Origin of the sequence: Secundilactobacillus silagei JCM 19001 (assembly GCF_002217945.1) — a bacterium.
Taxonomy (GTDB): domain Bacteria; phylum Bacillota; class Bacilli; order Lactobacillales; family Lactobacillaceae; genus Secundilactobacillus; species Secundilactobacillus silagei.
In genome coordinates, this window is record NZ_BCMG01000005.1 from 87,485 (window position 1) to 113,047 (window position 25,563).

The 25,563-nt window shown below is 44.3% G+C and carries 25 protein-coding genes and 1 other annotated feature; of the genes, 4 read left to right on the forward strand and 21 right to left on the reverse strand.

Features of this window, described 5'->3' with window-relative positions; all coding sequences use genetic code 11:
* Positions 1-13 precede the first annotated feature (13 nt).
* The 5 genes from CES79_RS06030 to CES79_RS06050 form a co-directional block, all read right to left on the reverse strand.
* Positions 14-223 (reverse strand): YqgQ family protein, encoded by a 210-nt coding sequence (locus CES79_RS06030; RefSeq protein WP_054655032.1) that lies wholly within the window; start codon positions 221-223, stop codon positions 14-16.
* A 39-nt stretch (positions 224-262) separates the two neighbouring features.
* The gene (locus CES79_RS06035; protein ID WP_089136617.1) at positions 263-937 is read right to left on the reverse strand and encodes a rhomboid family intramembrane serine protease; all 675 of its coding nucleotides are present in this window, start codon (positions 935-937) and stop codon (positions 263-265) included.
* Between the two features lie 10 nt (positions 938-947).
* Entirely contained in the window at positions 948-1,496 is a 549-nt protein-coding gene (locus CES79_RS06040) for a 5-formyltetrahydrofolate cyclo-ligase (protein WP_089136618.1), read from the reverse strand.
* A gap of 54 nt (positions 1,497-1,550) precedes the next feature.
* A complete protein-coding gene (rpmG, locus tag CES79_RS06045; RefSeq protein WP_082593127.1) occupies positions 1,551-1,700 on the reverse strand; it encodes a 50S ribosomal protein L33 in 150 nt (49 codons plus the stop codon).
* Positions 1,701-1,847: 147 nt separating this feature from the next.
* Positions 1,848-3,890: a peptidoglycan D,D-transpeptidase FtsI family protein gene (locus CES79_RS06050; RefSeq protein WP_089136667.1), complete on the reverse strand. Its 2,043-nt coding sequence runs from the start codon at positions 3,888-3,890 to the stop codon at positions 1,848-1,850.
* A gap of 252 nt (positions 3,891-4,142) precedes the next feature.
* Between CES79_RS06050 and CES79_RS06055 the strand changes: the two genes are divergently transcribed.
* Complete coding sequence (locus CES79_RS06055) at positions 4,143-6,776, forward strand: YfhO family protein (RefSeq protein WP_225362327.1); 2,634 nt, start codon at positions 4,143-4,145, stop codon at positions 6,774-6,776.
* A gap of 78 nt (positions 6,777-6,854) precedes the next feature.
* On the opposite strand, the gene CES79_RS06060 is transcribed toward CES79_RS06055, so the two are convergent.
* The 9 genes from CES79_RS06060 to CES79_RS06100 form a co-directional block, all read right to left on the reverse strand.
* Positions 6,855-7,160 (reverse strand): HesB/YadR/YfhF family protein, encoded by a 306-nt coding sequence (locus CES79_RS06060; RefSeq protein WP_089136619.1) that lies wholly within the window; start codon positions 7,158-7,160, stop codon positions 6,855-6,857.
* 194 nt (positions 7,161-7,354) lie between these two features.
* A complete protein-coding gene (gene greA, locus CES79_RS06065; protein WP_054655028.1) occupies positions 7,355-7,840 on the reverse strand; it encodes a transcription elongation factor GreA in 486 nt (161 codons plus the stop codon).
* 96 nt (positions 7,841-7,936) lie between these two features.
* Positions 7,937-8,590 carry a uridine kinase gene (gene udk, locus CES79_RS06070; RefSeq protein ID WP_089136620.1) on the reverse strand — a complete coding sequence of 218 codons (654 nt, stop codon included), beginning with the start codon at positions 8,588-8,590 and terminating at the stop codon, positions 7,937-7,939.
* Between the two features lie 30 nt (positions 8,591-8,620).
* A complete protein-coding gene (gene mltG, locus CES79_RS06075; protein ID WP_089136669.1) occupies positions 8,621-9,703 on the reverse strand; it encodes an endolytic transglycosylase MltG in 1,083 nt (360 codons plus the stop codon).
* Positions 9,704-10,013: 310 nt separating this feature from the next.
* Positions 10,014-12,428: a phenylalanine--tRNA ligase subunit beta gene (pheT, locus tag CES79_RS06080; protein WP_089136621.1), complete on the reverse strand. Its 2,415-nt coding sequence runs from the start codon at positions 12,426-12,428 to the stop codon at positions 10,014-10,016.
* 9 nt (positions 12,429-12,437) lie between these two features.
* On the reverse strand, positions 12,438-13,484 hold the full coding sequence (gene pheS / locus CES79_RS06085; RefSeq protein ID WP_089136622.1) for a phenylalanine--tRNA ligase subunit alpha: 1,047 nt from the start codon (positions 13,482-13,484) through the stop codon (positions 12,438-12,440).
* Positions 13,485-13,527: 43 nt separating this feature from the next.
* Positions 13,528-13,749: a binding site (T-box leader), on the reverse strand.
* A 21-nt stretch (positions 13,750-13,770) separates the two neighbouring features.
* Positions 13,771-14,154 (reverse strand): winged helix-turn-helix transcriptional regulator, encoded by a 384-nt coding sequence (locus CES79_RS06090; RefSeq protein WP_054655027.1) that lies wholly within the window; start codon positions 14,152-14,154, stop codon positions 13,771-13,773.
* A gap of 26 nt (positions 14,155-14,180) precedes the next feature.
* On the reverse strand, positions 14,181-14,696 hold the full coding sequence (locus tag CES79_RS06095; RefSeq protein ID WP_054655025.1) for an HD domain-containing protein: 516 nt from the start codon (positions 14,694-14,696) through the stop codon (positions 14,181-14,183).
* Between the two features lie 94 nt (positions 14,697-14,790).
* Complete coding sequence (locus CES79_RS06100; RefSeq protein WP_089136670.1) at positions 14,791-15,567, reverse strand: TrmH family RNA methyltransferase; 777 nt, start codon at positions 15,565-15,567, stop codon at positions 14,791-14,793.
* A 68-nt stretch (positions 15,568-15,635) separates the two neighbouring features.
* Here CES79_RS06100 and CES79_RS06105 point away from each other — a divergent pair, with 68 nt between their 5' ends.
* Positions 15,636-15,908, forward strand: coding sequence for an acylphosphatase (locus CES79_RS06105; RefSeq protein ID WP_089136623.1), 273 nt, complete (start codon positions 15,636-15,638; stop codon positions 15,906-15,908).
* Positions 15,909-16,014: 106 nt separating this feature from the next.
* Positions 16,015-16,944 (forward strand): membrane protein insertase YidC, encoded by a 930-nt coding sequence (gene yidC, locus CES79_RS06110; protein WP_089136624.1) that lies wholly within the window; start codon positions 16,015-16,017, stop codon positions 16,942-16,944.
* A 48-nt stretch (positions 16,945-16,992) separates the two neighbouring features.
* Here yidC and CES79_RS06115 read toward each other — a convergent pair whose 3' ends face one another.
* The 5 genes from CES79_RS06115 to CES79_RS06135 form a co-directional block, all read right to left on the reverse strand.
* A complete protein-coding gene (locus CES79_RS06115) occupies positions 16,993-17,952 on the reverse strand; it encodes a zinc ribbon domain-containing protein (RefSeq protein ID WP_089136625.1) in 960 nt (319 codons plus the stop codon).
* A 223-nt stretch (positions 17,953-18,175) separates the two neighbouring features.
* A complete protein-coding gene (locus CES79_RS06120) occupies positions 18,176-19,417 on the reverse strand; it encodes an acyltransferase family protein (RefSeq protein WP_089136626.1) in 1,242 nt (413 codons plus the stop codon).
* A 43-nt stretch (positions 19,418-19,460) separates the two neighbouring features.
* Positions 19,461-20,513 (reverse strand): alpha/beta hydrolase, encoded by a 1,053-nt coding sequence (locus CES79_RS06125; protein ID WP_054655011.1) that lies wholly within the window; start codon positions 20,511-20,513, stop codon positions 19,461-19,463.
* Between the two features lie 137 nt (positions 20,514-20,650).
* Positions 20,651-22,348 carry a HAMP domain-containing sensor histidine kinase gene (locus CES79_RS06130; RefSeq protein ID WP_089136627.1) on the reverse strand — a complete coding sequence of 566 codons (1,698 nt, stop codon included), beginning with the start codon at positions 22,346-22,348 and terminating at the stop codon, positions 20,651-20,653.
* The gene (locus tag CES79_RS06135) at positions 22,345-23,031 is read right to left on the reverse strand and encodes a response regulator transcription factor (RefSeq protein WP_054655009.1); all 687 of its coding nucleotides are present in this window, start codon (positions 23,029-23,031) and stop codon (positions 22,345-22,347) included. The genes CES79_RS06130 and CES79_RS06135 overlap by 4 nt, the downstream gene beginning before the upstream one ends.
* 385 nt (positions 23,032-23,416) lie before the next feature.
* Here CES79_RS06135 and adhP point away from each other — a divergent pair, with 385 nt between their 5' ends.
* On the forward strand, positions 23,417-24,436 hold the full coding sequence (gene adhP, locus CES79_RS06140) for an alcohol dehydrogenase AdhP (RefSeq protein ID WP_054655007.1): 1,020 nt from the start codon (positions 23,417-23,419) through the stop codon (positions 24,434-24,436).
* Positions 24,437-24,757: 321 nt separating this feature from the next.
* Here adhP and rpmF read toward each other — a convergent pair whose 3' ends face one another.
* Entirely contained in the window at positions 24,758-24,937 is a 180-nt protein-coding gene (gene rpmF / locus CES79_RS06145; protein WP_054655005.1) for a 50S ribosomal protein L32, read from the reverse strand.
* Between the two features lie 54 nt (positions 24,938-24,991).
* Positions 24,992-25,555 (reverse strand): DUF177 domain-containing protein, encoded by a 564-nt coding sequence (locus CES79_RS06150; RefSeq protein ID WP_054655003.1) that lies wholly within the window; start codon positions 25,553-25,555, stop codon positions 24,992-24,994.
* Positions 25,556-25,563 lie beyond the last annotated feature (8 nt).

A 25,563-nucleotide genomic window follows, 5' to 3' on the forward strand; every position in this document is an offset into this window, starting at 1 on the left:
GTTTCCTCCAGACTTATTTCGTGTTCTCTCGTAATTCTTCGAGACGGTGCTCGTGTGTTAAAACTAACTTCGCATGCGCAAACGTTTTGTGATCGATCACCTTAGCATCATGAAGATGGTCCAGTTCCAAGGCCATGACCTCAATATCCCACAAACGTTTGCCGACATAAACGTAAATTCCAAATTGTTTTAGCAGCTGTTGTACATCATAGAGCGTTTTCATTTCGACATCCTCCGAAATTCGCACGACTACTTTTCTATTTTACAACGTTACGCCATAATAGTATAGCCCAACCATAATGAGAATGGCAACGATTACAGCAATAATTCGCTTAACCGAACTGATTCGCCCTAATTTAGGCACGCCAACAACGTAGGCCATAAGAAATCCAATGACTAACCCGCCAATGTGGCCAAAAATATCTGTACCGGGGCTGAAAAGATCGAACGCCAGATTAAGCACAGTAAACATCAAAAACGTTTTTGTCATTTGACGGATATAGGGGTTCTCCCAAAAAGACTCCCCTAGCATCAGAAAAGCGCCAAAGAGGCCAAAAATGGCTGTACTAGCACCTGCCGAAATCGCATTGGGATTAAATGCAAAGCTCGCTAGATTGCCACCAATGCCTGATAATAAGAAAATGATCAGGTAGCGCCAATGGCCAAAAATGGCCTCAATTTGAAAGCCAATAAAGTAAAGTGTCACCATGTTAAACAAAATGTGTTCAAAACCCATGTGCAGAAAAATGGGGGTGATCAATCGCCACCATTGCCCAGCCGTAATCAGGGGGTTGTATTTAGCCCCAAAGTTGACCAATACCTGGGTATTTTGACTGCCACCAGCTAGCGTCATTGCACCATACACGATAACCATCAGGACAATTAAGCCAACGGTCACGTATGGCCCAGCTAACCAGCGTTTCAGTTGTTGCTGCATATTTGCCCCCCTAGCGGCTTGTGATGACGTGCTGAACGAGAATATCCGTTTCAGCAACTGGCCAGGTTGGTGTTTTAAACATTTGAGCTTCAAAAGCCAGAGTCACTGTTCGGCCCTGATAATCAGCTAAGAAACGGTCGTAATAGCCACCGCCGAAACCTAATCGAGCACCCTTTTTGGTAAAGCCCAGACCGGGAACAACAACTAGATCAATTTGATCTTTCGCTACGGCAGTCCCGTTTTCCGGTTCCATAATGCCAAAGTTAGATTCTTTTAGAACACTAGCATCCGTCAATGGCAGAAAAATCATTCGCCGATCAGTACTAAACGTCTTGGGAACAACGACCTGTTTGCGGGCTTGTTTAGCCGCTTCAATAATCGGTTTGGTGTCCAGTTCAAAACCAGTCGACAGCGTAATCGCCACTGTCTGGCTATGATTCCACTCTTCGGATTCAAATAACCGTTCATATAAAATTCCAGCTTGAAAACGATGCACATCATCTGGCATGGAATTTAACGCTGCAATAATTTGTTCACGAACTGCTTTTTTTGTTGCCACCACCGATTCCTCCTATTCTTAAATAAAAAAGGCGCAGGCTCATCGCCTATGCCTTTACTTTGTTTCTTTGTGTAACGTCACCTTGTGTTGACGTGGGCAATACTTCTTCAGTTCTACCCGGTCAGGATTGTTACGACGGTTTTTACTTGATAAGTAGTTTTGTTCGTGACATTCGGTACATTCTAATGTAATGTGTACGCGCATGGCTTCTGACCTCCCTACGTTTTTAAGATTTGGCAAATAGCCTTAACTCGTAGTATTTTATCATTTATTCAAACTAATTACCAGCCCAAATATTATATTTGTTAAGTAAATTTACTTTACAGCTAATATTTAACCGCAATTTAAATTCTATTGTTGCGGTTGCGCTGTCTGCTGAACGTTCGAGCTATTTGAACTGCTGGTTCCCGATTTCAGAGTTGAAGTCGACTGAACCGTATCCCAATAAGCTTGGTAAATTGACTTAGCCAGCTTCATGTTATTATCTTCGGCGTTGTAATCCAGGTTTGGCATTGCCAAGGCAACCACCACTTGTGGGTGGGTCGAAGGGGCATATGAAGCTAGACTCAGCGTAACCGTTTCAGTCCCCTTATAGAAGGTTTGAGCAGTCCCGGTCTTAGCAGAGATCTCTGGTTTAATGGTATCCAGTTCCCCACCAGTCTTCCAGGTGTTAGTCCCATGAACAACGTCATAGAGACCTTCCGTAACCATTTTACGTTGGGCTGATGTCATGTCAATGTGGTTCAATACGGTTGGTGTAACGGAATCCTTCACCGCACCTAAACCGCCATTTTTACTCGTCCCTCTAATTGAGGACAAAATGTGCGGCTGAATTCGGTAACCGCCATTAGCAATCGTGGACATATACTGTGCCACTTGAATCGTGGTGTAGGCATCGTAGTTCCCATAGGCTTCATCCAAGGCATTCCCTAAATGGGCTCTAGAACTCGATCCAGCCAGCCCAGTGGTTTCACCAGGCAGGTCAATACCGGTTTTAACACCTAAACCAAACTGGTTAAAGTACCCGCGTAACTTATTGAAGATATTCGGGTTCATATTCAGTGCAGCACCTTCATGGTAGTGGAACCCAGCTTCCTTCATCGCTAATTGCATCATGTAGGAGTTAGAAGAAACTTCCAGTGCAGTTGACGCGTTGACGGCCATGTTGGCACCACCATTTTTGTTAAACCAAGAAGCTTTCTTGGTTCCGCCAACCGTAATTGGCATATCGGTCAGGGTACTGTTTTCCGGCGTGATCACGCCATCCATCAAAGCACCCGAAACCATCGCACCCTTAACTACTGACCCCATGGTAATGGAGTTATTAATGGCACCTAAGGCGTTATTAGTGATCTTTTGAGTGCTTGGGTTACGGTCAACCCCCGCCATCCCAATAATGTTACCATTGTTAGGATTCATGACAACCGCGTAGGTCCCAGTAGAAACCCCACCGGCACCACCTTCAGCTTGACGAACTAAGGATTGCAGTTTCTTTTGGAACCCAGCATTAATGGTCAGTTGCAGGTTATCACCTTTTTGTCCGCCATAACGCTTAACTTCCTTCATGATCTTAGTACCTGAAACTTCCACGTCAGTTTGTGACTTACTGCCTCGCAAAACTGGTTCGTACTGCTGTTCAAGGTAACTTTGACCAACCGAATCGTTGCGGGAATAACCCTGTGCCAAGTACTGATTGACCTTATTATCTGGCAGCCCAATTTTTTCGGAAGAAACCGTCCCTAGAATACTCTTGAGCGAACTGCCGTATGGATAATCACGGGTCCAGCTTGTACCGACCTTGACACCTGGTAATTCACCTAAGTGTTCACCAACTTCTGCCAATTCCTTACCAGTCACACCCGTTTCTTTAATATAGGTGGTTGATAATGAATAAGCACCGCTCATTCGAGCGTAGATCATGGCGTCATTTTTTTGCTGTTTACTTAATTTGAAAGCAGCAGGATGGGCATACAGATATTGAAGTTCTTTGTTATTCACATCTGACTGAGCGGCATTTTTGATCCCTGGAATATTTGAATCAACTTGCTTTTCCCGTGAAGAAGATGCTAAGAAATAATCTGCTCGGTTACGTCTAGTCAGCGAATCAGTTGGGACCTTTAAATACTTGCCCAACCGGTTAGCCGTCCGGTACATATCCGGTGCCATGACGTTGACACCCTTAGTATAACTGATGGCCTGGTGGGTTTTATTCCCAACCAGGACCCGGCCAGTAGAGTCGAAGATCATGCCCCGTTGCACATTATTGGTTTCAACGGTACTGTCGGTCCGGCTCACTTCGGCTTTAAGCTGCGTGCCGTGGAGAATTTGTAAATATGCTAACTGTGCAATTAACGCCGCAAATAACAGTCCCACAATAATGAAGAGAAAGTTCATTCTAAATGGAATCTGAGCTGTGGTTGACGTCTTATTGCGAGACGTTCGGTGTTGAGTAACTCGACTAAAGAAATTTTTCAATGTCCTAACGCTCCTTATCTAACTTCATTATTCTACCAGAATTTTCCTAACGAAACCATTAACACTGAACGGTTTTAAAACTTTTTATGAGTTTTTTATGATATGCTAAATACTTAGAATCATACTCGTAGATGAATCACCATTTTACGGGGTTATCGGAGGTTTTTATTCTTGAAAATATTCATTCAATGGGTGCGTCAGCACGAAAAATTATCATTACTGATCTTAAGCTTTTGCATTCCAGCTGCCGTGATGGCCGCCTACTTTAGCTATCGCGGTATGGGACCGTTCGGCAATTCAACTTTGCTCACCGTGGATCTCGGTCAGCAGTACGTTGATTTTTTTGCCTATTTTCGCCATACCCTGCTCAGTCATCCCAGCGGCTTATTTTACACGTTTCAAAAAGCGCTCGGTGGCGAAATGTTTGGCGTGTGGACTTATTATCTCATGAGTCCCTTTAATTTGCTCCTGTTATTATTTCCCGATAAATCGCTGCCCAGTGCGATCTACTGGATCACCATTCTGAAGTATGGCGCTGCCGGACTGAGCTTTGCTTGGTTATTAATGAAGACTAAGGTTCAAAAACACCTGCCAGTACTGGCTTTCTCAACGAGTTACGCGTTGATGGGCTGGATGGTTGCTAACCAGCTCAACTTGATGTGGCTGGACGCGGTCATTATTTTACCCCTGATCATCTGGGGCATCATCCGCCTCGTTGACACGGGAAAAATGCGCGTCTATGTTGGCTGGCTGGCGGCCCTTTTGATCATCAACTACTACATGGCTTATATGGTGTGCCTATTTGCCGGTCTCTTCTTTTTGTGGTACTGGCTGTCAAACACCCATTGGGGTAAAGACGCTATGCACTCACTGGGCCGCTTCGTTGGGGGCTCACTACTAGCGGCGGGGATTGCCGCCGTTACCCTGCTGCCCACGTGGTACTCTTTAGCCATCAGTAAGAACCAGTATACGCAAACGGACTGGTCCGCTAAGTTCGAATATTTCCCACCTAAAATGCTTGCCAAATTCTTCTTAGGCAGTTTCAATTTTAGCCAGATGCCAAAGGGAACGCCCAACTTGTTCATTGGCAGCATCATGGTCTTAGGGGCCATCTTTTATTTCTTACAAAAAAATCATCGTCCACGCACAAAATGGTTAGCGTTAGCGATGACCTTGATTTTAGCACTGTCAATGTGTTTTGAGCCACTAGATCTACTATGGCACGGGATGCAGTTTCCCATCTGGTACCCCTACCGCTTTTCTTTTGTCGTCAGCTTTTGGCTGATCTGGCTAGCGGCTAACGCATTAAATGCCGAATTCACCCCAACGTTAAAACAGCTGATCGTGCCAATCCTAATTTGCACAGCTACCGTGGCTTACGTCTGGATCAATGTCGGCCAATTTTCATTTTTAAGTCAAAACCAGATGCTGATCGGCAGTTTATTGCTGGTCGCCGCGTTTTGCTTAATCGCACTGCCTAATAAGCAGCCGTGGTTTTATCAAGTGGCCTTCGTTTTGTTTGCCGTTATCGAAATGTCCAGCAACGCCACCACCAGTTTGAACCGGATCAGTTACGTCACGAAACCGGAATATCAAAATTATCAGCAAGTCTTAGCGACACAATCAGCTAAGATCACTGATCATGACCACAGCTGGTACCGGATGACGCCAACCTTTATGCGGACTAAAAACGATCCTTTATCCGGACAATTCAATGGTGGTTCCGTCTTCTCATCAACGCTTGAAAAGAGCATGCCAACCTTTATGGGGAACATGGGTGAACCTGACGGCGACGGCTTTGTCACCTACACCAACGGTACGTTACTGAGTGATTCGCTGCTCAACATGAAGTACGTCATGAACCGGCAATCCAATTCCGGGACGTTAGCAGCCAATGTCATTGATCCAGTTTCTACGCGAGCTGATCTAACGACTTATCAGCGGGTTCGCAAAGATGGTTTGATCACGACCTACAAAAATCCTGACGCCTTACCATTAGGATTTCTGTCCAGCAACAAGATTTTGACTTTAGATAATACCACGAAGGATCCAACCCAGTATCAGGCAAATCTGTGGGCCGGCTTAACCGGTAATCCTCAAGATCAACACCTGTTCACCGCGCAGAACTTTGATCACGTGGTCTTCCAAAACGTGAAGCAGCAGACCAAGCTGACCGGGGCGATCCTACAGAAAAATAACCTCATCAAGCCCGGTGTCATCACCTTTAACTTTACGCCCAAGACCAATAATGCTTACTACCTGACGTTAGGCTCAAATTTGATTGACGATAACGTGTCCATGCGGTTAAATAACCATCCGCTGGCCCAATACCCCACCTACCGCAATACCATTGTGGTCAACATCGCTGATCACCAAAAGGGCAAACCGGTCAAGTTACAATTAACTCTAAAAAAGTCAACTCTGTGGTTGCAAAACTTCACGCTGTATCAATTTAACAACCAGCAATTTAAAGCTGGGCAGCAAAAATTGGCGGCCAACCCAATGATCGTCAAACAGCACAGTCAGAGCAGTTTGACCGGCTCAGTTAAGGTTAAACCTCACCGAGCAACGTTAATGACCACCATCCCCTACAGCCAAGGCTGGCACGTAACGGTGGACGGCCATCCTGCTAAACCGGTCAAAGTTGCCGGGATCTTCACTGCTCTAAAACTGACTCATGGCCAGCACACGATTCACTTTAGATACTGGCCGCCAATGCTGAATATTGGCCTGCTGATTACGATTATCAGCTTGGGTATTTGCGCCATTTCAATTTATTGGCAACGAAGGAAAAACAAATATTAATTAAAATAACACCAGTCGAATCATCATTCTAGTGATGACTCGACTGGTGTTATTTTTTAACCTTGAAAATGAACTGGCTTACATTTCACCGTTTTCAACGTAGTTATATCTGGGACTATCATGATCGGCATCATAGTCAATGATCAGATCATAACCCTTGAAAAACCAGCGGTCATCTTCAGGAACGTAGTAGTTAACCCCATCTTTTTTAGTGATCGCATATGGGTTTTCAGGATGGTCGTCAGGTGTCATGGCCAAAGAGAATCCCTCATGAACCGGTGTACTGCCATAGACCTTACCAAAGAAGCGGACACCACGGCCGTCTGACAGCCCCATTTCGCTCTGAAACCACTTACTGACGCGATCAGTTACAATAATTTTCATGACGACAGACCTCCCTATTTTGCACAAATGTTTGCGCTTTCATTCAACTCATTTATACCTTAAGTTTCACAAAAGTGCAAGTTATCAGAATCATCATGGGTACCGACCGTCGTTAAAAGGCCTTTAAAGTCAGCAAAAGAGCCACCCTAATTAAGAGTGGCTCTTGGTCATATTATCGAAAAAGTTTGTGAAATCTATGAAGCATCTTCAACTTTTAGAATTTTAACTTTCATATCGCCGGCGGGAATTGCAATCGTGACTTCTTCGTTGACCTTGTGGCCTAACAAGCCCTTAGCAATCGGTGAGTCGTTCGAGATCTTACCAGACATTGGATCAGCTTCAGCTGCCCCAACGATGGAGTATGATTCTGGATCTTCATCGGGTAATTCCTTGAAGGTAACCTTCTTACCCACGTTGACTTCATCCTTATCAGTCGCACCGTTATCGACCACATCAGCGTATTGCAGCATGTGTTCAACCGTGGTGATTCGACTCTCAAGCATACTTTGTTCGTCCTTAGCAGACTCGTATTCAGAGTTTTCAGAAAGGTCCCCAAAGCCACGCGCGATTTGAATGCGTTTGATGACTTCAGGACGCTTGTTCATTTTTAAATCTTCTAATTCTTTTTCCAACTTAGTTTTACCATCAGCGGTCATTGGATATGATTTTTGTTCAGCCAAAATAGCACCTCATTACAATTTTATTGTTTACCGTCGCCTACAATAGCATGCGACAATCTTTCATGCAAGTTTTAATTTTGAATCCGGTCGCGCGAACTACTTCGCCCGGCCATTTTTCTTTTGTGCCAAAATGGAACGGATCTTGGTCGTCAAAAGATCAATGGCGACTTGGTTTTCGCCACCTTCTGGTACGATCAGATCAGCGTAACGCTTGGTTGGTTCGACGAATTGGTGATACATCGGTTTAACGGTCGTCAGGTACTGCTTGATGATCCCATCAAGATCCCGCTGGCGTTCCTTAATATCCCGTTCGATTCGCCGAATGATTCGAATATCGTCATCCGTATCAACGAACACCTTGATATCCATCAAATTACGCAGCCGTTCATCATCCAAGATCAAAATGCCCTCAAGAATGATGACGTCCTTAGGTTCTTGATGAATGGTCTGCGCACTACGGGTATACTGCGTGTAATCATACACTGGTTTTTCAATAGCGTGATTATCCCGAAGCTGCTTTAACTGTTCGATCAATAGATCGGTGTCAAATGCCAATGGATGGTCGTAGTTAACTGCTTTACGTTGTGCCATCGTCATCTTGGCCTGGTCATTATAATAAGCATCCTGCTGCAAAATCATGATCGATTCATTTTGCAATTGATCGTAAATCGCACGGCTAACCGTCGTTTTTCCACTGCTAGAACCACCGGTAACCCCAATGATTACTGGTCTTGACTGTTGTACTGACATGAGTAAGTTAATCCCTTCAATATAAAATGATTAGTTGTTAACCTTTGATAGTGATGAAACCCGTTTGTTGTGTTGTGCTAAAGTCTTTGAGAAATAGATCTTACCGCTCTTAGTGTTCGCCACAAAGTACAGGTAACCCTGACTGCGTTTAGATGGATTTAAGACCGCCTGAATTGCAGACATGCTAGGGTTATTAAATGGTCCCGGCCCGTAGCCAGCGAACTTATAGAGGTTATAAGGTGAATTTGATTGAAGATCCTTAGTTGATAGATGCTGCTTATGGTGGCCAATCGCATATTCTACGGCCACATCAGATTGCAATGGCATTCCTTGATCAATTCGATTCAGGAAAACCCCCGCAATTTGACGGCGATAGGCCTGACTAACACCTTCACGCTCAACTAATGAGGACAACGTCAAAACTTGCTGAACCGTTAATTTTTGTTTTTTGATCTTCTTATAGTACGGTGTTAATTCGTCATTCGTATGGGCCACCATTTGATTAACTAACTGTTTTAGTGACATGTGTTTGTTCACAATGTAAGTTGCCGGATACAGATAACCTTCTAGGTGGTATCTGACCTGCTTGGTTGCCATTGATGATGACAGCAGTGCTGGATACTGTTTCTCTAAGGCCTTCATGTAAGTCTGATCCTTCATCAAGCTTAAGAATTCCGCCTTGCTGAAGTCAGTGGTCGTAGAGATCTTATTGGCAATATCGGCGATGCCGGCCCCCTCTTGAACGAGGACCTTCCCCTTACGACTTTGAATCGGTTCACTGGTACCACCCTGTTGCAGGCGTTTAGCAACTTGATTCAACGTCATGGAAGCATTCAATTGGTAATACCCCGCTCTAAGGTCGGAATAGTTATGCGATTTAACGTAGTAGTTAAAGACCGAACCGTTTTTCACGATCTTCTTATCCTGCAAAATCGAACCGATCCGTTTGCTTGACGCGCCCATTGGGATATCTACCTGTACAACTTCTGAACTCTTAGGATCCAGTGGTTTTAATGCTGACTGGAAGTAATGATAGAAAACGACGCCGCTAATAATAAGCAAGACGACTAAAATACTGACGACTCCCGTGATTATCTTTTGTCCGGTCGACATTTTTTTCTTCCCCGGCTGCCTGGAAGTGCGTTTGTCGTTATTGTCGTTATCCAAAATGTTTCCTCCGTTCCGTTCTTCAATATCTGCACCATTATACAAGATTTTAAGTGCCAATGCAGTAAAAATTTGGTGAACTTAAGAATTTTGAAAGACACCGGTCTTAACCTCGCCACATTTAGTTAAAGCAAAAAACGTTAGAACAGCTTGATTTGCAAGTTCTAGCGCTTTTTAACTAGTAAATTAGGCACTTTTAATCATTCAGTTTAACGTTGACTGATCGCATAGACGTTCAATAATCGGTCTTAACCCATTATCTAATTTCTGCTCCCAGTTCACTGACCAACGTTTTTTGAACCTTTTCAAAGGCTTGGTTGACTTCATCATCCGTCAACGTAGCATTCGGGTTTTGATACGTCAGCGTATAAGCTAATGACTGCTTACCGCCAGGCAGATTCTTACCATCGAAGATATCAAACAGGTGAACGGACTTCAAGTAAGCGCCGCCCCGTTTGTGAATCTGGGCCAAAACCTGTGCGTTAGTAACGGACTTATCGACTAATAACGCCACGTCACGCGTAATCGAAGGATACTTCGAAATTGGTTCAAACTGGTTCATATCCTTTGGCATCTCGATCAAGGCATCTAAGTCTAATTCAAACACGTAGGTCTGGTTGATCTTGTAAGCTTCAGCAACTGAAGGATGCACTTGACCAATAAACCCAACGTAGTGACCGTGAATGAAAATGTCTGCTGTCCGTCCAGGATGCATTTCCGGATACTGATCCGTAGCGACAAATTCAATGTCACCCTTGATGGCTAAGTTGTTCAGATACTTTTCAACGATGCCCTTTAATTGATAGAAATCAATGGCATTATGCTTCGCATTCTTCAACGGGTCAACGACTAATTGGCCGCTCACTGCCCCAGCAATGTGTTCGTGCTCGCTGGGTCTAACTTCGTCTTCTGAGTCTTTGTAGAAGACCCGACCCTGTTCGTACAGCGCAACGTCTTTTACCCGACGCGCATTGTTGTAAGCCACGTCGTCCAGTAAACCGCTGATCATGTTCATCCGCAACGTAGTGTGATCAGCCGTCATCGGCCAGCTCAAATGCGTTTCGGCACTCTCGCGCATCATAAACTGCTTGGCTTTAGTATCCGTTGTCAAGGCGTATGAGATGGCTTGGTTAAGGCCTAATGATTCCAGCACGTGGCGGGAATCCCGCATCAGTTTCTGCTTTTCAGTCAAAGCGCCAACCGTGGTTGGGCCACTTGGCAGTGTTGATGGAATCTTGTCATAGCCATAGATTCTGGCAACTTCTTCTACTAGGTCAGCTGGAATATGGATGTCCCAACGAGTTGAAGGCACAGTAACCGTGTACTTTTCACCATCGAGCGTCACACCAAACCCTAACTGTTTGAAGATTGCCTTTACTTGGTCAAGACTTAAATCAGTTCCTAAAATATGGTTGATTCGTGAAAGCGTGATGTTCACCACGACCGGTTTAACATCATAACTTGAACCAGTAACGATGCCCTTTAAAACATCGCCGCCAGCCAATTCATGCATCATTTGAGCAGCCGCATCAGCTGCTTCTTCAACACCACCGCGGTTCACGCCACGTTCAAACCGTTGAGAAGCATCCGTATGCAGGTTTTGACGCTGAGCGGTCTTCCGAATCAACGTTGGGGTGAAAACGGCTGATTCAATGGCGACCGTTGTGGTCTGGTCATCAATTTCAGAATTAAGGCCACCCATGACCCCAGCCAGTGCGATTGGTTTTTGGTCATCGGCGATCACAATGTCTTTTTCGTCAAGGTCATGTTCTGCTTCATCCAGCGTGGTCAGTTTTTCGCCCTTTTGCGCGTAACGGGCTTTGATCGTTGACCCCGAAACCTTATCGTAATCAAAGGCGTGCAATGGTTGACCATACTTCAATAAAATGTAGTTAGTGACATCGACCACGTTATTTATTGGCCGCACACCGGCGTTCCATAATTTGATCTGTAACCAAAGTGGACTTGGTTGAATCTTCACGTTTTCAACGATGCGCATCTTATAGATCGGTGCGAGTTTCTCATCGGCTTCAATCGTGACTTTATCAGCAGCAGCCGTGGCCACCTCTTCGACTTTAGGGTGATTCAGCTTAGGCGTCTGCGCGTAAATGGCACCAAGATCACGGGCCACACCGTAAACACTGAGCATATCACCACGGTTAGGAGTCACATCAACATCGATCAGATAATCATCCATGCCCAGATATGGGAATACTGGTTCGCCGATCTTAGCGTCTTCTGGTAAGAAGTAGATGCCATCCGCCCATTCCTTTGGCACAACGTCTTTTGAAAAGCCGATTTCGTCTAAGGCACAGATCATGCCGTTGGAAACGACGCCGCGCATTTTAGAACGCTTGATCTTCACGTTGCCGCCAATGCGTGAACCTGGCAGCGCCACGATCACTTTTCGGCCAGCTGCAACGTTGGGTGCGCCACAGACGATCTGAGATAAGTCATCATCGCCGACATCAACTTGGCAGACCTGCAAATGATCTGAATCAGGATGCGGTTCCATCGACATAATTTTACCAACCACGATCTTCTTTAAGCCATCGCTAGGCTGGGTAACGGAATCAACTTCAACGGAAGAACGTTCAATTTTTTCTCCCAAATCCTTAGGGGAGACTTGGATATCTAAATATTCTTGTAACCAACTGTAAGCAATTTTCATTTTAGCTGATTATCCTTTCTTTGAGAATTGAGTGAGGAAGCGAACATCATTTAAGTAGAAGTTTCTGATATCGTCCACACCATATTTCAGCATTGCAAACCGGTCTGGACCAACACCAAAGGCGAAACCACCGTAAACTTCTGAGTCGACCCCAGCCATTTCGAGAACGTTTGGATGCACCATACCAGCACCTAAAACTTCGATCCAGCCCGTGTACTTGCAGACCGCACAGCCTTTACCGCCACAGTTAAAGCAGGTGATATCAGCTTCAACGGAAGGCTCCGTGAATGGGAAGTAACTTGGCCGTAAGCGGATATCAAACCGGTCACCGAACAGTTCGTGGGCAATTAATTCCAAGGTGCCCTTCAGATCAGCCATAGTAATATGCTTATCGATCACAATTCCTTCCACTTGATGGAATTGATGGGAGTGGGTCGGATCATCGGTATCCCGACGGTAAACAACTCCGGGTGAGATCATCTTTAGCGGGCCCTTGCTGAAATCGTGCTTTTCCAAAGTCCGCGCCTGCATTGGTGAAGTCTGCGTCCGCATCAGAATTTCTTTGGTGATGTAGAACGTATCCTGCATATCACGGGCTGGGTGATCTTTGGGTAAGTTCATCATTTCAAAGTTATATTTATCTTCTTCAACTTCGGGACCAGATAAGACTTGATAGCCCATCCCGATAAAGAGGTCTTCAATTTGGTCGATAATTTGTTGGATCACGTGCGGCTGCCCTTGGGCAACTGGCTTACCGGGTAACGTCACGTCGATGGTTTCGTTTTGCAGCTGCTTATTTAACAGCGCTTTTTTTAATTCATCACGCCGCGTTTCAATGGCTGATTGCAATTCATCTCTGACGCTGTTAGCAAATTGACCAAACTTAGGCCGTTCGTCGGCTGACAAATTACGCATCCCTCGAAGTGCCTGCGTAATGGGGCCCTTTTTACCTAATAACTCAACTCGCAAGGCGTCTAATTTTTTCAGATCACCCACGTCTTTAATATTTTTCTCTCGTTCTTGCCGGATCTTTTCCAGATCGTCTCTCAGTGTCATGTCTGACCCTCCTTAACAAAATAAAAAAACTCCGTCCCCAATATAAAGGGACGAAGCTTTCGCGGTACCACCCTTGTTTACTTTAATAAAAGTACACTCGGTAATTTAATAACGGTTAATTAACCGGAAGATCTTTTGTTACCTCAGTAACGCCCAACCTCTGCTCAAAAAGTGAATTCATTCCTAGCCAACCACGGATTTCCACCATAGTATCCGCGTCGCTGTGATGGCATCAGAATTACTAATCTCTCATCATTGCATTTGTTCAATTTGCACAATCACTAGTTTACAGCGGTTGATGGCATTGGTCAACCTTAGGTGCCGTTTGATTATCACACCATTTTTCTGACCAGCCATGCACTGACCGCATCACGTCTGCTAAATCTTGCCCCTTTTGCGTCAGCGCGTACTCAATCAACGCTGAGTTGCGGTAGGTCTTGCGCATAACGATACCGTCAGCTTCCAATTCTTTCAAACGTTCAACTAACACCCGATCGGAACACTTGCTTACCTTATTAGCGATGTCTTTAAACCGTTGTGGTCCAAGGTTTAACAATACATCAATAATAAGACCGTTCCATTTTTTCCCTAAGATTGAAAATGTCCACTCAAATTTCGGACAAAGCTCGAATTGAGCAGCATCTACGGTCTTGTTAACGACTTGGTCCATTTCAACACCCCTAATTTATACCAACCTTATTTTTCCAACAAATTCAATACTCGGTCAACATTGCGCTTGCGCCAATCCATGACCCGTTTTCTCATGGGCGACATGAATTCAACGACTGCTTGTCGATCATCGACTAGACTCACGATCACACTCTCGCGGTATTTTGGCAGTGCGGCTGTCGCACCCCACATATGCTTCAGAATAATATCTTTTTCCATCGGGCTCAGTTCAGTGAGCTTTTCTGCGTTTCGTAAAGCTACTCGTGGATGAATGAAAGCGTGCGAACCTAAGTTAAACTTAGTGGTCCGCCAGTCATAGTAAAATAAATCGTGTAGCAACCCTGCCCGTGCAGTGGCACGAACGTTCAAATGATGCTTTTTAGCGATCAAATAGCTCTCATAAGAAACGGAAATGGAATGGTCCAACCGATTGGAGTGGTGGTGCTGGGTATAATTAGCCAGTTTTTGAACTTCTGGCTTAGCCAACAGATCACCGACTAGAGCAATATAATCTGAATCTTTTTGCCAATCATTTCGTGTCATACAACGCTTCCTTTACTTTTTGTAAGTTTATTCTGTGTAAACTATACTGAATGTAATCAAAGATTGCAAGCAAAATACCCTCAAAACCGGTAATTTAAGCCAGTTTTTGGTTTAACTTAAACATGAGTATACCAGCGGCAACCGCAACGTTTAACGATTCTGCCTGGCCCTTGATGGGAATGTACAGGTTAGTTGTCGTTTGGGTCATCAGCCGTTCAGACATCCCCTGTCCTTCATTACCTAAGATCAGTCCAAAATCAGCCTGTGGGGTTACCGTACTGTAATCCTCAGCCTGATCATTTAATGCTGAACCATACACTGGAATTTGCCGAGCCTCTAAAGCTTTGACCCAGTCTTCCAGGTTACCGTGGGTCAGATCAATATGAAATTGACTGCCCTGCATGGCCCGGACAACTTTTGGTGTGTAGCGGCTAGAAGTACCGTTACCAAAAACGACGCCCCTAAAACCAGCCGCGTCAGCCGTCCGTACCATCGTACCAATGTTACCAGGATCTTGAATGCGGTCCAATAATAACCAGGCGCCCGTTGCGGTTTCGGGGTCGATCGTTTCGCTTGCCAAAATATCCATCACGGCAAAAATTCCTTGTGGGGTAACCGTGTCGGATAGTTTTTTGGCAATCTCTGGGGTGATCTCAAACGTTTCAATGTTTTCCGGCAGTTCTCTTTGATGGGCATCAAGCTGTTCGCCAGTCGCGATGATTTGGACCACTGGCTGTTCTGCGGCTAAGGCGTCAGAAACAATGTGCCAGCCTTCTACCAAGTATTGGTGAAACTTTTGATGACCTTTCTTAGTGGTTAAATGCTGCCACTTTTTTACCTTTGCGTTTTGAGTTGATGTAATTTCTTCGATCATGAATTGCCTCTTCTTTCCGATTTTTGTTACTATTATCCATAATATCACGATTAGGGGGTGCAATGATGGAATCTGCGATAATTTCAATTCACGGCCGGGTCCAAGGCGTCGGCTTTCGCTGGACCACTGCCCATTTAGCCAACCGGATGCACATCGTGGGCTGGGTCAAAAATGAGATCGACGGCTCAGTGACGGTGCGGGCGCAGGCTGACGAAACCAGTTTCAACGCTTTTATTGAAGCTTTGAAGCATTCGCCAACTCCCTACGCCAAAGTCAGTCATCTGACGGTGACCCCTAAAAATGTTGAAGACTTTAAAAAATTTACTATTACTGATTGAAAAAGCCCTTCATATCAAGTAAGATTTAACCTGTTGTCATCGTTAGGGAAATTAGCTACTATATTATAATGACGAATTTGTTTAGAAGGGAATTGAATATTAGTAAATGAAATCAAAAAAGCCTGTACAATTAGGACTTGCGCTAAGTGCACTGCTCCTAATACTAAGCGGTTGTGTGCAACGAACGAAGAGCGGTAAACCATACGGTATCGTGTATGATTACCTCGCTGTCCCTGGACAGCATGTCATGGAATGGTTAGCCAACATGTTAGGCCATTCATATGGCTGGGCCATCATTGTCGTGACGGTGGTCGTTCGAATGGTCTTGTTACCACTGATGGTGCGTCAATTACGTACTTCCACGGTCCAACAAGAAAAGATTTCAGCCATCAAACCACAAATGACTGAAATTCAAAACCGGCAAAAGACCGCTACAACCCAAGAAGAAAAGAACGCCGCCGGTCAAGAAATGATGGCACTTTATAGCCAAAACGGCATTAGTATGACTGGTGGGATCGGTTGTTTACCATTGCTGATTCAAATGCCAATTTTTGCGGCTTTGTACGCTGCCATTCAATATTCACCAGAGCTGTCATCGTCAACCTTCATGGGAATTCCACTGGGGAAATCTTCAATTCTACTGGCCATTTTATCTTTCTTGGCCTATCTGCTGCAAGGTTACCTCTCAATGATTGGGATGCCTGCTGACCAACGTAAGGCCATGCGCATGACCATGATAGTCAGTCCGGTTATGATCCTGTTCTTCACGATTTCGACCTCCGCTGGTTTAGGCCTTTACTTCTTCATTGGTGGAATCTTCGCCTGTGTCCAAACGCTGATCATCAACTTATACCGGCCACGGATTCGTCGCGAAATTGAAGCCGAAATGAAAAAGAATCCGCCTAAAGTGGTTAAGCCAAAACCAGTCGTTGCCGCCCAGCCGGCTGCAACAGCTGCTACCACACCAAAGCCCAGCACCGTTTCTCAAGATAAGCGCAATCGAAACCGCAATGCTGGTAAACAGCGTCACCATTAAATTAATTTTGAGTTTAAAAAAACTTCCCTAAAACTAGGGAAGTTTTTTTTAAGGCATTTTTTGCGGTGTGATTAGATTTTTAACAATGCCAAGTCCATAGAAGATCACGGCCAGCCAAGGCAAGAACGGCAATAAAACCGCGCCAATGGTACTGATCACACTCAGAGTTGCGGTCGTTGCAACACCATTTTGATACATCGCTAAGGCTAATAGCATCGTCACAATAGCGGTAATGATCCCCCAGCGCTTCAACCGCTGACCGCCAAATTGATGATGAATCACTGACTTCATTAAGCCACCAATCACCATTGCAGTCGCAATTCCTAAAACGCCTAGCCCAATGAAATAAACGTCAGCCGTGATGCCTAAGTTAGTTTGATTAAAGATTTGAGCAGTCTGAATGCCACGCTTAGTCATCACCTGCCTAGCAATTAAATAGCCAATTAAGCTGGGAATGATCAGGATACTGCCAGTTTTAAATTCTAAATTCGAAGCAAAATGAAAACGACCTCGCTTAGATACTTTCTGATTCTGCGTTGGCTCAATCCTTGGTTTAGACTGTACCCTAGCTGCTGGTTCAGGCTCGCTCACTGGTTGATCATTTGGTTTATCATTCGACTCCGGCTGGTTTTTAGGACTTAAAAATGCTGTTTTGCCAGTGAGTAGCGGAAACAAATAGTTAATCAGAATAAACAAGCCGAAGATTTCCCAGCGCCAGTGATTCAACACGAGGCTGGCCACGTAAACGACCAGTAGGAACCAACCGTTATTCACCATGAAGTAGCCAACCCGTTTAAGGTGTGCCACATTAGGGATCAAGCGTCGCTGCCAGGTATCGGCTGGCCGTCTTGACCGTCGCAATTGTGCCCCATCAGCCTGGTCAGTCTGGGTCAGGCGAGATGAAGTTGGACTGTCATTTTCTTCAGTTAAGTGGGCACCGCAATCCGGACAGAAGATTGATCCTGCCGGAATTGAGTGGCCACAGTTTGGACAATGCATCATTGTCATTTTCGTCACTCCGATCTACGAATAGGTCTTTGAATATACAAATACTATACGTAATTTTTAAGCTTGACGACATTCAAAAATCAAAAATTAAGGGAATCAAAAGAATCTCAATCAACGGCTGCAATGATCAGAGAAGTCTGAAATTTAAACGGGCAAAAACAACTTCCTGAATTTTGAGGAATTATTTTTGCCCGTTAATATTAGCAATCTCTAGCTATTATCATTACAGTTTGTCGTTTGCTTGGTGTCTTTGCTTCAGCCAATTAATCAAATCATGCCATTGCCATTTACCGGCTTTGGTACGCTGAAATCGGCGATAAAGAATCCCCGCGATTAGTGGTACTGCCGTTGCAATGAGCACCTGTAACCAAAATGAATCCGTCAGCTGAGTCCGTTTCACAACGTTTAGAACCATTTTATGCATATACATAATAATCAGGGAGTGCCTGCCCATGACGAATAACGTTTCGGTGATGAACACAAGTGGTGACAAGATAATTTTTGCCCGTGGGCTTGTGAACCTTAAGGGATAAGCAATGATTCGACTAATTCCAAAAACCACCAGGGTACAAAGAACTGGAATGATCCCAACCATTAACGCTAATTGCGCATGAGTGACTGGCACATTTTCGTAAGCACCAGAAAGTTGATGACTGCGCATGAACAAATCAAAAGAAAGTTTTCCCGATTTTAGTTGCAGAAACAAATAACCAACCACGACTGCTGAAGGTAAAAAAACGTACCCCTTAATCAAATAATTCTTACAAAAGTGAAACAGGTTATAGCCAATCAGCATATAGGCCATCACCAGTACGGCCACATCCATGTCCCAAGGCGCTGTCACCACACCGAAAAAGTGAAATTCTGTCAATTTAACATAACTGGTAGACCAATAGACAAAATAACCAGCAATAATCAGCTGTAAAGGCCTCAATCGAATGAGACTAATGATCACGGTAGTCCCAATGATTCCCAGAATATAGGTCTCCGGGTACCAGAAAATAGTGGTGTAATGACGTAACGCCTGACCGCCGTAAAAGAGGTCAAGCACATAGGTCATACTGCGTGTAATTGACTTATTATGAATAAACTTATACGCAATGATCAATAATATACCGGCAAGAAAGTAACTCTTTAGTATCGGGACGACCCTTTTTTTAAGAAATGCCGTCACCTTTTGGATATCCTGTAAGTTAATGGGCTTTAAGAAAAAACCACTAATCAAGAAAAATAGTGGCATATGCCACCAATAAACGAAATTATATAAGTATCGGCTGTCTGGATTTTGCTCAACATATGATTTCAAATTATGCCCGCAAACCACTGCAAACATCCCGATCCCCTTAGCGATGTCTAGCCAAACAATTCGTTTGCGCTTCTTAACCGGTTGCGGGTCACGTAGCGGATGCCAATTATCGTGGTCATTTGCCGTTAAAGAGTGACGCTTTCTGTTTATAAAATCCATAATAAGAAATCATTCACCACCATTGATTACCCATCCTTAATGATCAATACAGCAAAAAGTCATTAATTAAACGGTCAACTTTTAAATTATTAAAGTGTAACCGGCTGTGTTGCGCGTTCGGGCCGGTAACTTGTCTTTCCCGATAGCTGATCTTAACGTGACTGGTGTTGACTAAGTACCTTAATGACCGCGCACTCGTCGTTGTCACCAGACCATCACTATCAGAACCATCTTTGAGATTGCCATAAATATTTAAGATTTTCAGGTTAGCCGGTAAGCGGTGACTGTTCTTTAAAAGATGCTTAAATTCCGGACGTTCGATTTTAGGACGGCCATTTTTTCTCAAGACATTCTGACCAACATAGTCATCCCATAAGCGACCAACACGCGTATTTGCAGCTGGCTGGTCTGACTTATGCCGGTTCAAAATGCCATCAAATGGTCCGGCAATCGTTACTAGCCGATGCGGTTTGATCTGACTAACCTGGTTAGGATGAGTTTCAAAATAGTTCACCCACGCGTACGATCCCATCGAGTGGCCAACCGCATCATAGTCTTTAATATGATATTTCCGATTAAGTTCAGGCATGATCTTAGCTAGCATGGCACTGTAATAAAATTCACCCGCATGATTGTTCTTGATCACGATCGGAATAACTTCTTTGTGGGCAGCGGTTGGATGATATTTGCCCATCAGATGAACGTGACTATGTTTATCAACGTAAACCATTAACTGCTGCTTAACTAAGTGCGTCTGATGAAGACTGGCGATAATGTATTTTTCTGAATTATAAGAACCCCCAAAACCATGCAGTAACAAAATGGGGCGCTGGGGATTCTGTGGCACCGTTTGCGCGTGTGCTAGTCCTTGCTGCTGCCGGGTAGCCAGCAACCGCTTTTGATGTTTGAAACTCTTGATTGCCCGGGTCAATTGTCGTTGGGTCTGAACCTCGCGCTGATGCAATTGGTACTGCTGAAAGCTATAAACCGACAGTCCAACCACTAGCACCCCTACTAAAGTCAATAACCACTTGTGCTTCAGTAAAAATCGACCAACTTGTTTGAGATGAGCAAACCAATTCATAATCGTTGCCATTTTGTTCACTCCAATCTACCAATAGCTCATTAAATATGTTAACACGATTTGAATCTCTACTGCACGATTTAACGCCACATTAAAAACGGGTTCTCTGATTCTAGAGCCCGTTTTGGTTGCGTTAAAACTCACTAGTATTATTTAGAATCATCGTCATCTGATTGCTGTTTGTCAGGATCAGATAGGTCAGAATGGGGTTGTTCACTAGCCCGATAGACCCCCGGAATAGCTGATGAGTCTGATGAACTCGGGTCAGCCCCCAGATTAGTTGCCAGAGGATCACTGACCGTCCGTTCTTCTTCGTCTTCTTCCTTAGCGTGATCGAGTTGGATTTTAATCTCTTCTGAAATTAATGGCAACTCAATTTGGAAGATCGACCCATAACCCAGCGCACTTTCAATACTGATCTTACCGTGATAGGCCTCTACCAACCGTTTAGCGATAGAAAGCCCTAACCCGTTACCGCCCTTGTTGCGGCTGCGAGCCTTATCCACGCGGTAAAAGCGGTTGAAGACCCGTTTTCGGTTTTCTTCTGAGATACCTTCACCAAAGTCTTGCACGGCAATTTGTGCCACGTGACCGCTGGAAGACAAGGAGAGGTGGATCTCCTTTCGTTTCACCGAATATTTAACGGCATTGTCCAGCAAAATGATCAAGATCTGTTCCAGATGGTTCCGATAAATTTGTGAATAAGCGTGCCGTTTGACATCGTCATCCAAAATAAAGGTAAAGTCCGGGTGAATCATCTTAAAGTCGTTGAAAACCTGGTTAACAACTTCTTTAATGTCTGACGTTTCATGGTTCAACGTCACTTCAATCTGTTCTGCCCGGGTCAGATCCAGCATTTCCGTGACCAGACTTTGCATCCGTTTAGATTCCTGCATGGCGGCAGAAAGTGACTCGTTTAAGACTTCCGGATCATCTTTCCCCCACCGCTGCAGCATTTCAATGTGTCCTTGAATAACGGCCACCGGTGTCCGCAACTCGTGGGAAACATCCCCCACGAACTGCTGCTGCTGATCAATATAACGCTGCATCTGATCCAGCATATCGTTAAATAGTTCACTCAGATCCGATAATTCATCATTTCGACGCGTGATGGTTACCCGCTCATCAGACTGCGGATCCGAACGCACTGCGCGCATTGTTTGGTTAAGCCCAGTAATGGGTTTAAGCAACAGGTCTGCTAAACAGTAGCTGAAAATAGAAGCCACAAACACTGCAGAGATGACCAGTACGATCAGAATAAAGGTAAACCGGTTACGGGCTGCCTTATATTCCGTCATCGCGTTGGTCACTTGGACGTAACCCAGCAAACGGTGACTGTCTTGCGCATAAATTGGTGCTTGGCCAACTAACCCATCGAAATGACCAGTTTTCCGCATTTTGGTTTCCCGCTTTTTGGTTAACTGATTGTTATCAAGGTGGGTATTACGGGAATTAAAGATTTCTTTCTTCTGCGCGTTATAAACGGAAACTCCAGTACTGTCTCGCGAAAGATCCGTAATGACCGAATTTTGATAAATATTGGCCTTCTCAGATATGGCACCGCTGGGCTGATTCAAATTAGGCTGCAGGGCACTGTTGACTGATGAGGCCGTAAAGTGACCCTGCAGATTATCTACCCGGCTAATGACGGTGTCCAGCGTGCTGCTGACGTGGTTGCGTTCCTGCTGCAGCAGCACCCCTGATAAGCCTTGAAACATCAGCACCGAAAAAACGAGAAAGATAAGAAAGACGCCGGTTGCACTACCCAGCGCCCACTTCCACTTCATCGATAACCGATGTCGTTTTTTTAAATTTGTTTCATCTAACCGGTTATCTGTTTCACTCATGAACGCATCACGTACCCAGTACCACGAACCGTTTGAATGTAACTCTTTTCACCTGGTCGATCGATCTTATTCCGTAAGTAACGGACGTAAACATCGACCACGTTAGTTTCAACTTCTGACTCATAACCCCAAACCTTGTTTAACAAAACGTCACGCGCCAAAACAACGTTAACGTTCTCCATCAAAGTCAACAGCAGTTCGTATTCACGCTTGGTCAAGTTAATGACTTCATCGCCACGGCGAACCACCCGGTTTTCCTTTTCAATGGTCAGATCCTTGTAAGTGACAGTGGTCTGCTTAAAGTCCTTTTGTTCGCTTTCAATGTGAATCCGACGCAGTAAGGCCCGAACACGAGCTAAGAGTTCTTCAATCGCAAATGGCTTAACAATGTAGTCATCAGCACCATGATCAAAGCCGGAGACCCGATCAATCACGGAATCCCGGGCAGTCATCATGATGATCGGCGTACTCTTAACTTCACGAATCCGGCGAGCAACGTCGATCCCGTTAAGTTCTGGCAGCATTAAATCCAGGAGAATCACATCAAAGTCTTCAGCTAAAGCAGCATCTAACCCGGTACGGCCATTGAACTGCACTTCAGTATCATAACCTTCATGCTTTAATTCCAGCTCTACAAAGCGAGCTAAGTTTTTTTCATCTTCAATAATTAAAATTCGACTCATTTTAACGAACTCCTCTTATTTATAATTTTCTTTTTTCGTTCAGAATAACTTCTGATACACCGTTAATAGTGTACCATACAGTCCATCAAATTACTTTTACATCTTACTATATAAATTAAAATTTGGCGAATCTAACGTGAATCAATGCAGAAAATTCTAAATTTAGTGAGTTAGTGAAATAAATTTTTCCTGAGTAAAAACTATAAATTCTTAGAAAAGTAGTTTGATTCAAGGTGTAAACCGCTTTCTTGGAAATTTGTTTTTTTGAAATAAATTATCATTGCTCAAAAAATCACTTGTATTTTTAGTCGTTATGTGATTAAATAACATTGTCAAATTGTTTAGGCAATCTTGTGAAAACATAAACGAAAGAGGTAATTGAATAATGAAAGCTGCTGTTGTACGCGACCCAGTTGATGGGTATGTTGATATTAAGGACGTCAAACTTCGCTCATTAAACTATGGTGAAGCTTTAGTTGACGTTGAATACTGTGGCCTATGCCACACCGACCTTCACGTTGCCGCTGGTGACTTTGGTAAAGTTCCTGGCCGTATCATTGGTCACGAAGGTGTCGGTATCGTTTCTAAGCTTGGTGAAGGTGTCGAAAACTTAAAGATCGGTGACCGTGTCTCCATCGCTTGGTTCTACAAGGGCTGTGGCCACTGTGAATACTGCTTAACTGGCCGCGAAACACTTTGCCGTAACGTCAAGAACTCTGGCTTCACTGTTGACGGTGCTATGGCACAACAAGTTATTGTTGATGCTAACTACGCCGTTAAGGTTCCAGAAGGCTTGGATCCCGTTGAAGCAACGAGTTTAACCTGTGCCGGTGTTACCATGTACAAAGCCCTTAAAGTCGGCGAAACTAAGCCCGGCCAATGGGTTGAAGTTGTTGGTGCCGGTGGTTTAGGTAACTTAGCTATTCAATACGCTAAGCACGTCTTCGGTGCACACGTTGTTGCCGTTGATGGTAACCCTGACAAGTTAAAGGCTGCTAAAGATGGTGGCGCTGATATCTTAATCAACCGTAAGACTCAAAACGTTGCTGAAGAAATTCAGAAGCAAGTTGGTGGTGTTCACACTGCCCAAGTTACTGCTGTTAACGATGCAGCGTTCTCTCAATCAGTTAACGCCCTTCGTCCAGATGGCCGTTTAGTTGCCGTTGCCTTACCACAAGGTGACATGAAGTTAAACATTGCTAAGACTGTTCTTGATGGTATCCAAGTGGCTGGTTCACTTGTTGGGACTCGTCAAGACTTAGCCGAGACTTTCCAATTCGGTGCTGAAGGCTTAGTTCACCCAATCGTTAAGACGCGTCGTTTGAGCGAAATCAACGACATCATTGACGAAATGAAAGCTGGTAAGATTACTGGCCGGATGGTTGTTGACTTTACTAAGGAATAATCATTAGTCATTAAACTGCATTAAAAATGAAGCACCGGAGATGAATGATCATCTCCGGTGCTTTTTTATTGTGTATTACTTCCTATATTTGTAAGCATAGTTAGTTCAACAAATAATTAGGCTAATCATAAATCCAGTCAAAAAGACCCCTGTCCTTAATTCTAACCTGGTACCGTATTTCTTATTCACAAATTTATCATAAGCGCTTATACGGTTATTATCTGCGCGTTAACAACGTCACACGGATAATGTCTATAAATATGTACAAAAAAAGAAGCAGCCAGAGACCGCGGTTCTCTTGGCTACTTCTTTTTTAATTAATTAGTTGTTAGTCTTAACAACCTGACGACCATCATAGAAGCCGCAGTTAGGGCAAACAACGTGTGATTTACGTAATTCACCACAGTTTGGGCAAGCACTCAAATTAGGTACTTGCAACTTAATGTTTCCTCGACGCATACGTTTCTTCGTCTTAGAAGTTTTACGTGCTGGTACAGCCAATGGAAACACCTCCTTATTTTTAAAATTATCCACTAGTGAAAGATTTTTAAAGCCTTACTTTTTATCGCCTTTCGACGACTCATCAAAGAAGTTTTTCAACTTAGCAAGACGTGGATCAACAGTTTTAGAATCTGACTCATCGGCCTCTTTGTCACCTTCAACCGTTACCTCCCAGCCGTGGCCTTCGGGTAACTGATCAGCTGACTGTTCAGCCTTCGTCAGTACTTGCATCGGAATCTTTAATAACAGATTGTCAGCAATTGCTTTGTCCACATCAATCACGTCATCGGCAACCACTAAAACGACATCGGTCTTCTCGTACCGGTCAACGGCTGCCTGTGAGGCAACGTAGAACTCAGTAACGTCAAACGCCATTGGTAGCTCAACTGGTGTTAATGAACGGGTTGATGGAACCGTCATAGTGGCCTTAACGTGCGCGTAAAACAACGCATCGCCACCATCTTCGACACTCACCATCCCACTGATGTGAACTGGGGTTACGTCAAGCACTTCATCCGGATAACGTTCCATCAGATCTGCTTTTAAATCCAGGGCCTCATCGAATTTAAGCGGTTCATGCCGGTACTCTTTTTGTAACTCGGATAACGACAATTTCAATTCAGTAT